Consider the following 13,687-nt stretch of genomic DNA (forward strand, 5'->3'; position numbering starts at 1 on the left):
GATAGTCTTGTGACTTTCATCTTTATCTTTCTTCATAAAGGAGTGGGTAATCAGAGGGATGAGTGGTTTGTGACGAAATAAACTGATCAACTTACAAACTCATAAACTTATGAACTTATCAACTCATCAGCTCATCAACTTACAAACTCATCAACTCAACTTCCCTACACCGTCATGATTTCTTTTGTCTTGTCATCCAGCAGGCTGTCTATCTGCTTGATGAACTTGTCGTGAATCTTCTGCAAGTCGTTCTCGGCGTCCTTTTCCGCATCTTCAGGCAGTCCGTCTTTAACGGCTTTCTTGAGTTTGTCTTTGATTTCAGAGCGCACGTTGCGCACTTCTATCTTCGATTTTTCGCCAATCTTGTTGCACTGTTTCACCAAATCCCGGCGACGCTCCTCGGTAGGCTGTGGAATTCCCAGGCGGATAATCTCTCCGTTGTTCTCTGGTGTGATGCCCACGTCAGAATCCATGATGGCCTTTTCGATGTCACGAATGGCCTTCCTGTCCCATGGTTTGATGGCGATGGTGCGCGCGTCGGGTACCGAAACGTTGGCCACTTGGTTGAGCGGAACCATGGAACCGTACGAGCTGACCATCACTCCTTCCAAGATAGCTACGTTCGCGCGGCCCGCACGAATGCGGTTCAGCTGTTCTTCTAAAAACATGGTAGCCATCTGCATGCGCTCTTCTGCGCTTTTTAATGTAGATTTTACGTCAATCATATCTTTTCTTGCATTAGTGTTAGTGTTGTACAAAAATACGGAATTGCAGGGAAATACGCAACTGTTTGCCGGAATTTGTTGTTGGTCATGGGGCGGGGCAGGTGTGGCGTTGTTGGCTTCCTTCAGTCAGGGGGGCTGCCTTTCGTGGCTGGTTGAAGGCTTTTTGGCTCATCGTTATCCCTGATGGCGAAGTCGCTTCAGCTCGGCTTCCACTCGGTTTGTCAATGCTACGAACTGTGCCACTGTCAGTTGCTCGGGTCGGTTGGTCATCAGTTCTCCCGTATAGAATCCAGCTGACGCACCCTCGCCCGGGAACAGCTGCCGCAGACTAACCCGCAACATCTTGCGGCGCTGGTTGAAAACAGCTTTGACAACTCGCTTGAAGAACGTCTCATCGCAGCCCAGGTCGCGCACTTCGTTTCGCGTCATGCGTATGACCGCACTCTTCACTTTGGGTGGCGGATTGAACACATGTTCGTCTACCGTGAACAGATATTCCACATGATACCACGCCTGTATCAATACCGACAGGATGCCGTACGCCTTGTTGCCGGGCTGTGAGGCGATGCGTTGTGCCACTTCGCGCTGTATCATGCCGGTGCAGCAGGGGATGAGGTCTTTGTAATCGAGCATCTTGAAGAAGATTTGGGAGGAGATGTCATACGGATAGTTGCCTGTCAATACGAACTGCCGTCCATTGAACGCCTGTTGAAGATCCATGCGCAGGAAGTCCTGTCCGATGATGTTGTCACGCAGTTTGGGAAAGTTCTCCTTGAGATAAGTCACCGACTCGCGGTCTATCTCGACCGCTTTCACTTCCCGAGGCTTCTCCACTAAGTATTGCGTCAGCACGCCCATGCCGGGTCCTATCTCCAAGATTGGGATGTCTGGGCATGTGTCCACGGTGTCGGCAATGCGCTTGGCAATGCTCAGATCGGTAAGAAAGTGCTGGCCTAAGTTCTTTTTTGGTTTTACTATCTTCATGGGTCAGTTGTTTTCAGTAGGCAGGTATGGCGCTACAACTCTATGTGTTTGAACCGTCATGCATGTCTCTTTAATAGGACAAAGATAGATATTAAAAATGAATTATATAGATGCGATTGTGAAAATATCACCCAAAAGAATAAATTCACAGCTAATTGTATCGGCCCACTCATAGGGGGATGACTGTGATTGTTTGTTCTTTCCTTACTTTGTTCTGTAGTAAAAATTAACTATCTTTTAACAGAAATACTACCAAATCCAGTTATTTTTTAGCTATATTTGCAAGCAGTTTAATGTATGATAAATCTAAATCTTTTAGGTAATTATTTCGGATGAAAATAAAAGTTGCGATTATCGGGTTCGGTCGAATGGGAAGGTTTTACCTTCAGGAATTTCAAAAGAACACCCGATATGACGTAGTATATATATGTGACATTAATGAAGACTGCTGTAAATTGGCGCGTGAATTGTCTCCAAGTTCAAAAGTTATCACCAACAGCGATGTGGTCTTTGATGACCCTAACGTACAGCTCGTCGTTTTAAGCGCATTTGCAAGTGATCGTAGAGATCGCATTGCCTTAGCTGTCGCCAAAGGAAAACATATCATAGCAGAGAAACCTATTGCTGACACTGTAGAAGCAGAAGAAGCCTGTGTGCAGATGACTGAAAATTACGATGGCATCTGTACGGTGAACATGTACCTGCGCAATTCTTGGTATCACAGCGAGTTAAAAGATATAGTGGCCAGCGGAGAGATTGGTGATTTGGCCATCCTGCGTATATGTCACATGACTCCGGGCTTGGCTCCGGGTGAAGGACATGAGTCGGAAGGACCGTGCTTTCACGACTGTGGTATGCATTATGTAGATGTGGCTCGATGGTATGCTGGCAGTGAATTCAAGACCTATCATGCCCAAGGCATTCGTATGTGGAATTACAAAGACCCGTGGTGGTTGCAGGTACATGGCACCTTTGAAAACGGTATTGTGTTTGATATCACGCAAGGTTTTGTCTACGGACAGCTTTCGAAGGATCAGATACATAATTCTTATATAGACATTATTGGCACCAAAGGTATTGCTCACATGACGCACGACTTCCATACGGCAGTCGTTGACGTGCGAGGTGTGAACGAGACACTGCATATTGAAAAACCTTTCGGTGGTAAGAATATTGATGTGCTCATTGAGCGCATGGCCAACTCAATAGTAACAGGAGTGCGTGACTCTCATCTACCCACCTTTAAAGATTCGGCTATCGCATCTAAATTCGCATGGGACTGTCTGGACGATGCAGCCAAGCACGACCTTCCAGCCATCGGAAATTTGGAAACATTGGAACAAATCAGGTACCGTAGAAGGCACATGACCGATGGATATGGACTGTTACCTAATAACTCAGAAGTTTAATCAACTTAAATTTTATATCTATATTAACCAACTAAACAATTATGGCAGATATTTCAAGAAGAGACTTCCTTAAGAGAGGAAGCGCCGCATTGGCGGGAATGATTGTAGCACCCAGTATCGTACCTAACACGGTGTTGGGTAAGGCGCGCGGTAAGAAATCACCAAGTGACAAACTGAATATTCTTGGTGTAGGTATCGGCGGACGTGGTGCCGCTGACCTCAGTGCAATGGAAACAGAGAACATCATTGGTCTTTGTGATGTTGACTGGAAGTATGCTAAACATGTCTTTGACAAGTATCCCAAGGCTAAGCGCTATAACGATTATCGTAAGATGTTCGACGAGATGCTTAAAAGTGCAGATGCTGTGATGTGTGCAACGGCCGACCATACACACGCCATTATTTGCGCCGATGCCATTACAGCAGGCAAACATGTATATGTAGAGAAGCCAATGACACTCTATCCTTACGAATCCCGCTTGCTGGCTGCGCTCGCAAAGAAATATAAGGTGGCAACCCAGATGGGTAACCAAGGTGCTTCCAGTAGTGGTGCTCGTCAGGCATTGAACTGGATTTGGAACGGTGAAATTGGTGAGGTAAGGCGCATTGAAGCCTTTACAAACCGTCCTATCTGGCCACAAGGAATGCCAACTCCTACAGAGAAGATGGCTATTCCTTCGACCATGAATTGGGATGCCTTTATCGGTCCGGCGCAATACCGTGATTTTAATGCTGCCTATACACCATGGAACTTCCGTGGATGGTGGGACTTTGGATCAGGAGCCTTAGGTGATATGGCTAACCATATCTTGCAGGTTGCCTTCAAGGGATTGAACCTTGGCGCGCCTTCTGAATTGATTGGCAGCTCAACCATGTTGATGACCGACTCTTGTCCGTCTGCAGAAAAGATTACTTATCGCTTTGCTGCCCGTGAAAACATGCCTAAATTGGCTCTCCCAGAGGTTGAGTTGGCATGGTATGACGGTGGTCTTATCCCACAATATCCAGATGGAATGCCTCAAGGCAAGAAGTTAAGAGCTGACGGCTGCTGTATCTTCTATGGTTCAAAAGATACGTTGGTTGCAGAGTGCTACGGTTATGATCCTTACTTGTTGTCTGGCAGAAAGCCGGTTGTACCAGAACTAAACCGTATTGTTAAGAACGATAATCACGAGCAAGACTGGATCAGAGCTTGTAAAGAAAGTCCAGAGAACCGTATTCCGTGCGAGTCAGATTTCAAGTTCGCGGCTCCTATGAACGAAGCAATTGTCTTGGGTTGTGCTGCTGTTCGTCTGCAAGACCTTGGCCAGTGGCTGAAGTATGATGCTAAGAACATGCGCTTCACCAACATCCCGGCAAATGCAACTTTGCGTAGTGTCATTGAGGATAAGTTTGAAATTCACGACGGTCATCCTACGTTCGACCGTACATATACCAATCCGGTTAATGCTAATGAATGGGCAGAGCGCCTCATCAAACCAGTATATCGCCAAGGTTGGAAACTTCCTGAAATGCCTAACGTATAAAAGAAATAGGATTAAACATGAAACAATTGTTATGTACTGTTGCATGTTGCTTTTTGGTGTTGAACGCTTCGGCGGCAACACCAAAATCAAACTATGCCAACAAAGGAGCGGTTACATTGTATTTCTCGCAAGGCTTTCAAGGCCCTGAGAAGTGGGAAAAGCATACTTTCAAGGTTGACAAAAAAGGTTTTATCAACATCTTTGACGGCAAAACGTTGAGGGGTTGGCGTGGCTATGGCAAGACATACGTGCCTTCACGCTGGGTTGTTGATAATGGTTCCATTCACTTTATCGGCAACGAGAGTCCTGAGTCTAAAGGCAAAGAAGGTGGCGACTTGGTGTTTGCACACAAGTTCAAGAACTTTGAATTGGACATGGAATGGAAGGTTGGAAAGGGTGCTAACTCTGGAATTTTCTACTTGGCACAAGAAACTGTCAATGAGAAGGGTGAGCTACAACCTATCTATATCTCCTGTCCCGAGTGCCAAGTTCTCGATAATGAGAACCATCCAGACGCAAAATTGGGCGTTGACGGCAATCGTAAATCTTCATCGCTTTACGACATGATTCCAGCTAAACCACAGAATGCAAAACCTTATGGACAGTGGAACCATGTAAAAATCCGTGTATTGAACGGTATAGTTACACATTTCCAAAACGGCGTTCAGGTATTGCAGTACAAATTGTGGACACCCGAATGGACCGAACTCTTGCAGAAGAGCAAGTTCAGTGAAAAGGCATGGCCCATTGCTTTCAGGTTCCTCAACGACTGTGGAGGTGCTAACCGTGAAGGATTGATTGGTATACAAGACCACGGAAACGATGTTTGGTTCCGTAACATTCGTGTGAAAGAATTATAATAACCAATTAAAATACAGAATGATGAAATACACATTATCAACATTAGCAATAGCTTCTTTGCTATTCATATCTTGCGGAAATAATAAAAAGTGTAATTGTGGATGTAAGCAATGTTGTGACAATGCCGACTCTACAGCTGTCGCTGCCGGTGCTTTAGACTTTAAAGTAGCTGACAAGCAGAACGTCGATTTGAGCAAATTCCCAGTAGACAAGGATGGCTTCATCACGTTGTTTGATGGCAAAACTTTGAATGGATGGCGCGGATATGGCAAGGATACGGCTCCTGCAAGCTGGAATGTAGAAGACGGTGCTATCCACTTGGTGGGTTCAGGCACAGGTGAAGCTCAGATGGAAGGCGGAGGTGATTTAATCTTCGCACATAAGTTCAAGAACTTCGAATTTGAGTTTGAATACAAAATATCAAAGGGAGGTAACTCTGGTGTGTTCTATTTAGCACAAGAAGTTACGACGAATGTTGATGGCAAGGACGAATATCTTCCTATCTGGCAGTCAGCTTCAGAATATCAAGTACTTGACAATGCCAACCACGAAGATGCCAAACTTGGTGTCGATGGCAATCGTCAGTCGGCTTCCTTGTATGACATGATTCCAGCCAAACCACAGAATGCGAAACCATTCGGTGAGTGGAATAAGGGTAAAATCACCGTTTTCAAGGGTACTGTTATCCACGCTCAGAATGGTAAAAACGTTGTGGAATACCACTTGTGGACACCAAAATGGAACGAAATGTTGAAGAACAGCAAGTTCAAAGAGGATGGTGAATTCCCCATTGCTTACAAGCTATTGAAGAATATGGGTGGTGACAAGCATGAAGGATATATCGGCTTCCAAGATCACGGAGACGATGTTTGGTATCGAAATATACGCATTAAGATTACAGACTAAATCAAGAACGACATGAAAAATAAGATAGTTTTATCACTTATTGCCTTGATGCTTCTTGGCAGTACGGCCACTTTCGCACAGCGACGCGGTAAAATGCAGCGTCGAGTGTTACCTCAGAAAGAAATGGCTCTACAGCTTTATTCCATTCGTGAGGTGCTCGGTGACGCCGATAAGTATGCCAAAAACCATGTTGACGTGTTCAAACGTCTTAAGGCTATGGGTTATACAGGTGTTGAAGCAGCTCACTATGGTGACGGTAAGTTCTATGGAGTGTCTCCCGAACAATATCGTAAAGATGTTGAGGCGGCAGGCCTCAAGCCCATTTCTTCACATGCTACTCGTGCATTGAGTGACCAAGAATTGAAGAATCATGATTTCACAGCAGCGTTGAAGTGGTGGGACGAGGCAATCAAAGCCCATAAGGCTGCGGGCATGAAGTATATCGTAACGCCTTGGGCATCTGTTCCAAAAACACTCAAAGATGCCCAGACACTTTGTGATTATCACAACGAAATTGGTAAAAAGTGTAGAGCTGCAGGTCTTCTTTATGGTTATCACAGCCATTCACACGAGTTCACCAAGGTGGAAGGACAAAATTGGTACGAGTACTTTGTGAGCCACACCAACCCTGAATATGTGTTCTTCCAAATGGACGTGTATTGGGCCATGATGGCGCAGCAAAGTCCTACGGAGTGGTTCCGAAAACATCCTGGACGTTTTAAGATGCTCCACATCAAAGACAAGTATGTGCTCGGAGAGAGTGGCATGGTAGGCTTTGACGGTATCTTTAAATACGCAGACAAGGCCGGTTTGCAAGATTTCGTTGTCGAAATGGAAGGAACTGAGGCTGGAATGAATATCATGGAGGGTGCCAGACTTTGCGCTCGATACATTCAAAAAGCCCCGTTTGTTAAGCGAACTTATACAAAGCAATAACCTAATTGGTTATGTATCCAATAAAATCCCGGGTTCAATGAAGAATCCGGGATTTATTTTTTATCTTTGCGTTTGTTCTTGTTTGCGGATGCTGACAAATGTTCTATCCTGCACATTCTTAACAAATGAAAAAACTATTACTCTTTTTTCCCGCCTTCCTATTTGTCTTAGGATTCTCCACTTCTTGCAAGTTTGCGCCTTCACAAGATTTGGGTGACACGGTAGCAGCCGAGGTCTTCGAGCCAATCGACACGGCCGTTTTGAAACAACAGCAAAAAGAAAAATGTCGAAAGCGAAAGACAGTGTGGACATCTTCATCATCGGTGAAGGCTCAACCCGTGACAAACTACAACTCATCTCTTATCCATCGCAACGCGATACCATGCTCTTTGGCAAGAAACGGCCTTTGAAGGTAATGGGTAGCGCAGACTACGGCCGGGTGGTTCGCATTGTTTTTGTGATGGGAAAAGACAGTACAAAACTTGTTAAGAAGGTAGAAGAAATTAAGATGGATACTGCTGTTGCCGCTCCGTGATTAGGTGTCGTTGTCTGGAAGAGATTCCAACAACAGTTCGATGAGGCGTGGCAAGGCATATTGGTCCAGATCACTTTTTTCCACCCAGATGTAGTCATCGGGCAATGTCGGTTGTTCATCGGTTTCCAACAGGTAAAAGTCAGCCTGCAGGATGCGGTGCGTCAGCACATGCTTCACACCTTTTTTCAGCAGCAATAGCTGTCCGTGGAAGTCGGGTAGTTCTTCGTTTTCATAGAGCAACGGTTCCCACAGGCCCTGCCAAATGTCACCGGCCGCTCGGCGATGAATGGCTGTTTTTCCTTGCCATCGCACATATACATATACTAATTGACGCGTCTTAATTTTCAAAGTCTTCAGTTTGATGGGCAGTTCTTCAACCTTTCCTGTCCGCAGAGCTACGCATGTTTCCGCCAAAGGACATATCAAGCATCGAGGCGATGTGGGTGTACACTGTATCGCTCCGAAGTCCATGATGGCCTGGTTGTAGGCCGATGGCTCAGCTACGGGCAACAACGACTGCGCCAAAGCGGCAAATTCTTTCTTGCCTTCGGTGGTGTTGATGGGGGTAGAGACGCCGTAATGCCGTGCCAACACCCGATATACGTTTCCATCAACTACCGCCACAGGCAGTCCGAAGGCTATCGAGCCAATGGCCGCAGCCGTATAGTCGCCCACGCCTTTCAGGGCCTTCAGCCCATCCATCGTGTTGGGAAAATGTCCCAACCCCACCACTTGTTTGGCGGCATGATGTAGGTTTCGTGCCCTGCTGTAGTAGCCCAATCCCTGCCATAGACGCAGCACCTCGTCCTCGGAAGCCGCTGCCAAATCTTCCACTTTCGGGAAACGAGCCATGAAACGCTCCCAGTAGGCCCAGCCTTGCTGTATGCGCGTCTGCTGCAAAATCACCTCACTAATCCAGATGGCGTATGGGTCGGTTGTCTCGCGCCATGGCATGCTGCGCCCGTTCTCGTTGAACCAGCGTAGCAAGGCCAGTGTGAAAGGGCTGCTCCCCATGTCGTTTTCTTTCTTCATTCGTTGGTGATTTTGCTTTTCGTGCTGTTGGTGTGGCTTGCAGAGCCACAGCTTAGTGACAGAAAAAGAGATTATCATCCCTACGCAGGATTGATAATCTCTTCTATGTTACATTACATGTGTAGGGTCTACTTCACGCGTGAGCCGTATTGTTGGTCAAGGTTGAAGATGGCCGTGTCGCCCATACGCGTGATACGGTCTACGATACTGCTGGCGGTAGCTTCTTCTTCCACCTGCTCGCGCACAAACTGCCAGAGGAAATCCTCGGTGGCCTTGTCGTTCTCTTTCACAGCCTTGTCAAGCAAGGTGTTAATCAGTTCGCTGATGTGGCATTCGTGCTTGTAGGCGTCTTCGAAGGCATCCAGCGGGCTGGTCCACGTTTGCTTTACCGCGGGTATCTGGTTGACGATGGCCTCACCGCCGCGCTTGATGATGTAGTTTGCCATCTGGAAGGCGTGGTCCATCTCCTCTTCCGATTGCCTTTTCATCCAGTTGGAGAAACCGTCAAAGCCCTCTTTCTCTAAGTAGAAAGACATGGAAAGATATAGATTGGCTGAAAAAATCTCTTCAACAATCTGATTGTTTAAAGCTTCTTGCAATGTGTTTGAAATCATATTCTTTAATTATTTAGTGAAACATTCTATATGCAAATTTACTAATAAAAATGCAGAAAAGCGTGTCTTTGGTATTATTTTTATTATTTTGTCATATTTGTAAACTATATTAACATCTGTTGTGCAATGCTTTCATGACAAGATTTGTGTAGCCACCCATTTATTCCGTCAAGATTATCAAGCTGACAGGGCTTGCCGGGTACTGCTTTTTTGCGTACCTTTGTGACATTCGTAGGCATCATGCCGCATACAGCCAAAGCAGAAAATTGATAATGGAACAGAACAGAGAATTGGAACTTGCGTGGGAATTTGTGGAACATACCGCCCAGTGCATCTTCCTCACGGGAAAGGCGGGAACAGGTAAAACCACATTCTTGAAGAAGGTCAAGGAGCGCAGCAACAAGCGTATGGTGGTGGTTGCGCCCACGGGTGTGGCTGCCATCAATGCCGGAGGCGTCACCATCCACTCATTCTTTCAGCTGCCGTTGTCACCCTTCGTGCCCAATGCCGTGGTGCAAAATCGATATGATTTTGGCAGGGAGAAGCGCAAAATCATCCGTACGCTCGACATGCTCGTCATCGATGAAATCAGTATGGTGCGCAGTGACCTGCTCGATGCCATTGACGCGGTGCTCAGAAGGTATCGTCAACGCGACCGACCGTTTGGCGGTGTGCAGCTGTTGATGATTGGCGACTTGCAACAGTTGACACCCGTCGTCACGCCTGCCGATGAGGAGTTGCTGCGCCCATACTATGACACGCCTTATTTCTTTGGCAGCCATGCCCTGCAACAAACGCCCTATGTCACCCTGCAGTTGCAAAAGGTGTACCGACAGCAGGATTCGGCTTTCTTGAACATCCTCAACCATTTGCGCGACAATCAGTTGACACAGCATGACCTTGACTTGCTCAACAGCCGCTGCGACCCAACGTTCCGTCCCCGGCAGGACGATGGATACATCCTGCTGACCACGCACAACAGCATGGCCGACAGCTACAACAACCGCGAGCTGAACAGCCTAATCACCAAAACTTATCAATACAAAGCCACCGTCGAAGGCAACTTCCCAGAGTACTCTTACCCCACCAGCGAGTCGCTCACCTTAAAAGTTGGCGCTCAGGTGATGTTCATCAAGAACGACGGTTCGTCGGAACGGCGGTATTACAACGGCCGCATCGGTCGTGTCGTGTATCTGGATGATGACCATGTCGAAGTGCTCTGCCCAGGCGATGAACAGTCTATCTTAGTGGAAAGACAGACGTGGGAGAACACCACCTACCAGATCAATGAGCAGACCAAGGAGATAGAACCCAAGGTACAAGGCACCTTCAGCCAATATCCCCTGCGCCTGGCATGGGCCATCACCATCCACAAGAGTCAGGGACTCACTTTCGATCATGCCATCATCGACGCCGCTTCGTCGTTTGCCTCAGGACAGGTGTATGTGGCTTTGAGCCGTTGTAGAAGTCTGGAAGGATTGGTCTTGGCGTCGCCCATCCCCGCGCGTGCGGTGATGAACGATGAACGTGTCGCGTCGTACATCCGCCAGCAGGAGGATGAGGCGCAGAGAAGCATCGAGCAATTGCCCCAGCTCAAGGATGAGTACGAGCGTCATCAGCTCATCGAACTCTTCAGTTTCTTAGACCTATGGCGGGCCGAAGACATGCTGTGCCGCCTGTTCATCGAGTTCTTTCACGCCTATCCAAAGCTCACGCTGATACACAAGTCTACCGTCAAGGCCTTGCAAGACAAGGTGAACGTCATCGCATACAGGTGGACTTCGCATATCGGCCGGTTGACGGCAGCGCAGCTGCGTGACCCTCAATTCCTGGAAAGAGTGGTGGCGGGAGCCGGCTATTTCCGCAAGACGTTGAAGCAGTATCTGGGTGATGTCCTTGAGCAGTCGCAGGATGTCACGTCGAACAACAAGCTGGCCGTGCGCCGTCTGAACACCTGTCTCGCTGATTTGCGCGAGCAGTATCTGGCCAAAACGTTCTTGCTCGGGTACGTCGTTCAAAACGGGTTTACCGCCCAAGGCTACCTCAAGGCCAAGCAAGAAGCACTCTTGGCGGCCATGGACGAGCTCACACCGCATGCCAAAAGCCGCTCGAAGGCGCAGAAGGCACCCAAAAAGAAGAAAGAGAAAACGAAAGACGTCACCTTCCGACTTTACAAGAGTGGCCTGTCGCCTGCTCAAATAGCGGCTGAACGGCAGCTGGCCGTCAGCACCATATACACGCATCTGGGCCATTTTGTCCGCCAAGGCGACATTGAGTTGCTGCAATTGATAGACGGGAAACACCTTCAAAACATCCGGCAGGTCATTGAGAAGGTGGGGCTCGACAACGGAAAGACGGCCATCAAGGCTCTCTGCGCGCCCGACGTTACGTTTGAAGAGATTAGCCTGGTGACGGCTGCGCTCTGCGGCAAATCGTAAAGACAGACTGTCGTGGCAGCCTGACGGCGGCAATACATCAACCGTGACAGCAACATGTTGAATGCTTTGCGATGTTGCCAGCAGCTTGATTCTCGGGTGAAAATGCGTTAAACGCCTTGCCGTTTCCATGAATAATCTCTACTTTTGTACCACTTAGAAAATAATCTTTTAAACACTTGGACAATGAAAAAGTACACACTCACACTCCTGTTTCTGGCAGTAACGCTATGCGTAAGTTCGCAACACCTGTTCGTAGGAACCTACAACATTCGCTATGACAATCCCGACGACCGCAAGGATGGCAACGCATGGCCCAAGCGATGCCAGGTGATATGCGACATGATGAATTTTGAGCAGCCCGACGTCTTCGGCACGCAAGAGGTGCTCGTGGGGCAGCTGCGCGATTTGAAACGGGGACTGGACGGATACGATTGCATCGGCGTGGGGCGCGATGATGGCAAAGAGGCTGGTGAGTATTCGGCCATTTTCTACAAGAAAGACAAACTCAAGCGTCTGGACAGCGGCAACTTCTGGTTGAATGAAACGCCGTACAAGCCCGCTTTGGGCTGGGACGCGGCCTGCATCCGCATCTGCACCTGGGGTAAGTTCAGGGACGTGAAGACCGGGTTGAAGTTTTATTTCTTCAATCTTCACATGGATCATGTGGGCGTGGTGGCCCGCAGGGAGGCCGCTAAACTGGTTGTAAGGAAAATCAAAGAGATTGCGGGCAGCAACGCGCCTGTCATTCTCACCGGCGACTTTAACGTTGATCAGCATGACGAGATTTACCAAATTTTCACCCGGTCGGGTCTCCTGAAGGATTCATACACCGCCGCCAGAATGCGCTTTGCCGAGAATGGAACGTTCCAGGGTTTCAACCCTTCCTTGATGACAGACAGTCGCATCGACCACGTTTTTGTTTCCAACAAGTTCCAAGTGAACCAATATGGCATTTTGACCAATGGCTATTGGACTGAGGGAAACAGCCGTGAGGTAAGCAAAGAAGGTGCTGCGCCACAGGAGTTGAACTTCCGTCAGTATGTACATCGCTTGCCTTCTGACCATTATCCGGTGATGGTCAAGTTGAATTATCAGAAGTAGAAGCCGTTTGCTGGGGTATCTGTCACTGTCCCGCACACGATGATAACCCAGGTTGATGGTTGTTTGGTACACTGCGTGAAAGTTCTGATAGTGTTGAATAATTTCAAAATTTTGAACTTTCGAAATAGACAAAATTCTTGCGCATTAGATGGTAATTTGATGCCTTAAAAAGGAAAAATTGAGCGGTAAGAGGGACAAAAGCATGCTTATTTCTTATTTTTTTGTATGCCTTATCCCTCCAACTAACGTGCCTTATCCCTCCAAAAGCATGTGAATTGGGCGGCAATAGGCATGCTTTTGTCGCAAAAATAGTTTTTTATTGAGAAATAAAAGGCTATAAATCCTATAACTCATTAGTTCATAAAGAGATGTGAAACTTGCTCATATTTCGCTTATTTGCAACCCATTTTCCTGTTGGTTGTAAATAAGCGAGTATTGAAGGCCTATGTAAAATATTTTCCTATTTGTTGATGTTTCACCCCAATGAAATATCTTTCTACTTTATTCTTTCATCGATTGGTGCATCGTGATGATGTCGTTGCAAAATCATTTCATTTGCCTACCTCTCAAAATATCGTAATCGAAGATACGATTTTGAACAGATTTATTCATATATTTGC

Annotated in this window: 12 protein-coding genes; 8 read left to right on the plus strand and 4 right to left on the minus strand. The window is 47.2% G+C overall.

The window, feature by feature from the left end:
• Window positions 1-164 precede the first annotated feature (164 nt).
• Together frr and rsmA are read right to left on the minus strand one after the other, a co-directional pair.
• Window positions 165-725, minus strand: a complete 561-nt coding sequence (frr, locus tag HMPREF1254_RS05560) for a ribosome recycling factor (RefSeq protein ID WP_023057641.1) — start codon at window positions 723-725, stop codon at window positions 165-167.
• Window positions 726-899: 174 nt separating this feature from the next.
• Window positions 900-1,709, minus strand: a complete 810-nt coding sequence (gene rsmA / locus HMPREF1254_RS05565; protein WP_023057714.1) for a 16S rRNA (adenine(1518)-N(6)/adenine(1519)-N(6))-dimethyltransferase RsmA — start codon at window positions 1,707-1,709, stop codon at window positions 900-902.
• 332 nt (window positions 1,710-2,041) lie between these two features.
• Here rsmA and HMPREF1254_RS05570 point away from each other — a divergent pair, with 332 nt between their 5' ends.
• From HMPREF1254_RS05570 to HMPREF1254_RS12310, 6 genes are all read left to right on the plus strand, one after another.
• The gene (locus HMPREF1254_RS05570; RefSeq protein WP_023057663.1) at window positions 2,042-3,118 is read left to right on the plus strand and encodes a Gfo/Idh/MocA family protein; all 1,077 of its coding nucleotides are present in this window, start codon (window positions 2,042-2,044) and stop codon (window positions 3,116-3,118) included.
• Between the two features lie 41 nt (window positions 3,119-3,159).
• Window positions 3,160-4,644 (plus strand): Gfo/Idh/MocA family oxidoreductase, encoded by a 1,485-nt coding sequence (locus HMPREF1254_RS05575; protein ID WP_023057649.1) that lies wholly within the window; start codon window positions 3,160-3,162, stop codon window positions 4,642-4,644.
• Window positions 4,645-4,661: 17 nt separating this feature from the next.
• Window positions 4,662-5,504, plus strand: coding sequence for a 3-keto-disaccharide hydrolase (locus HMPREF1254_RS05580; RefSeq protein WP_023057710.1), 843 nt, complete (start codon window positions 4,662-4,664; stop codon window positions 5,502-5,504).
• A 22-nt stretch (window positions 5,505-5,526) separates the two neighbouring features.
• Complete coding sequence (locus HMPREF1254_RS05585) at window positions 5,527-6,411, plus strand: 3-keto-disaccharide hydrolase (protein ID WP_036874883.1); 885 nt, start codon at window positions 5,527-5,529, stop codon at window positions 6,409-6,411.
• A 12-nt stretch (window positions 6,412-6,423) separates the two neighbouring features.
• Entirely contained in the window at window positions 6,424-7,347 is a 924-nt protein-coding gene (locus HMPREF1254_RS05590) for a sugar phosphate isomerase/epimerase family protein (protein WP_023057718.1), read from the plus strand.
• A 283-nt stretch (window positions 7,348-7,630) separates the two neighbouring features.
• Window positions 7,631-7,882, plus strand: coding sequence for a hypothetical protein (locus HMPREF1254_RS12310; protein ID WP_023057654.1), 252 nt, complete (start codon window positions 7,631-7,633; stop codon window positions 7,880-7,882).
• On the opposite strand, the gene mutY is transcribed toward HMPREF1254_RS12310, so the two are convergent.
• Both mutY and HMPREF1254_RS05605 read right to left on the minus strand, forming a co-directional pair.
• A complete protein-coding gene (gene mutY / locus HMPREF1254_RS05600) occupies window positions 7,883-8,914 on the minus strand; it encodes an A/G-specific adenine glycosylase (RefSeq protein ID WP_231385812.1) in 1,032 nt (343 codons plus the stop codon).
• A gap of 128 nt (window positions 8,915-9,042) precedes the next feature.
• Window positions 9,043-9,528, minus strand: coding sequence for a ferritin (locus HMPREF1254_RS05605; RefSeq protein ID WP_023057676.1), 486 nt, complete (start codon window positions 9,526-9,528; stop codon window positions 9,043-9,045).
• A 272-nt stretch (window positions 9,529-9,800) separates the two neighbouring features.
• Here HMPREF1254_RS05605 and HMPREF1254_RS05610 point away from each other — a divergent pair, with 272 nt between their 5' ends.
• Window positions 9,801-11,966 carry a helix-turn-helix domain-containing protein gene (locus HMPREF1254_RS05610; protein WP_023057694.1) on the plus strand — a complete coding sequence of 722 codons (2,166 nt, stop codon included), beginning with the start codon at window positions 9,801-9,803 and terminating at the stop codon, window positions 11,964-11,966.
• Between the two features lie 183 nt (window positions 11,967-12,149).
• Complete coding sequence (locus tag HMPREF1254_RS05615) at window positions 12,150-13,067, plus strand: endonuclease/exonuclease/phosphatase family protein (RefSeq protein WP_023057692.1); 918 nt, start codon at window positions 12,150-12,152, stop codon at window positions 13,065-13,067.
• Window positions 13,068-13,687: the final 620 nt, after the last annotated feature.

The organism is Prevotella sp. BV3P1 (genome assembly GCF_000479005.1).
Lineage (GTDB): Bacteria > Bacteroidota > Bacteroidia > Bacteroidales > Bacteroidaceae > Prevotella.

Coding starts and splice junctions, on each gene's coding strand:
- HMPREF1254_RS05615 (WP_023057692.1), top strand. CDS start 12,150: ATGAAAAAGTACACACTCACACTCCTGTTTCTGGCAGTAACGCTATGC.
- HMPREF1254_RS05610 (WP_023057694.1), top strand. CDS start 9,801: ATGGAACAGAACAGAGAATTGGAACTTGCGTGGGAATTTGTGGAACAT.
- HMPREF1254_RS05570 (WP_023057663.1), top strand. CDS start 2,042: ATGAAAATAAAAGTTGCGATTATCGGGTTCGGTCGAATGGGAAGGTTT.
- HMPREF1254_RS05580 (WP_023057710.1), top strand. CDS start 4,662: ATGAAACAATTGTTATGTACTGTTGCATGTTGCTTTTTGGTGTTGAAC.
- HMPREF1254_RS05585 (WP_036874883.1), top strand. CDS start 5,527: ATGAAATACACATTATCAACATTAGCAATAGCTTCTTTGCTATTCATA.
- HMPREF1254_RS05590 (WP_023057718.1), top strand. CDS start 6,424: ATGAAAAATAAGATAGTTTTATCACTTATTGCCTTGATGCTTCTTGGC.
- rsmA (WP_023057714.1), bottom strand. CDS start 1,709: ATGAAGATAGTAAAACCAAAAAAGAACTTAGGCCAGCACTTTCTTACC.
- HMPREF1254_RS05605 (WP_023057676.1), bottom strand. CDS start 9,528: ATGATTTCAAACACATTGCAAGAAGCTTTAAACAATCAGATTGTTGAA.
- mutY (WP_231385812.1), bottom strand. CDS start 8,914: ATGAAGAAAGAAAACGACATGGGGAGCAGCCCTTTCACACTGGCCTTG.
- HMPREF1254_RS12310 (WP_023057654.1), top strand. CDS start 7,631: ATGTCGAAAGCGAAAGACAGTGTGGACATCTTCATCATCGGTGAAGGC.
- HMPREF1254_RS05575 (WP_023057649.1), top strand. CDS start 3,160: ATGGCAGATATTTCAAGAAGAGACTTCCTTAAGAGAGGAAGCGCCGCA.
- frr (WP_023057641.1), bottom strand. CDS start 725: ATGATTGACGTAAAATCTACATTAAAAAGCGCAGAAGAGCGCATGCAG.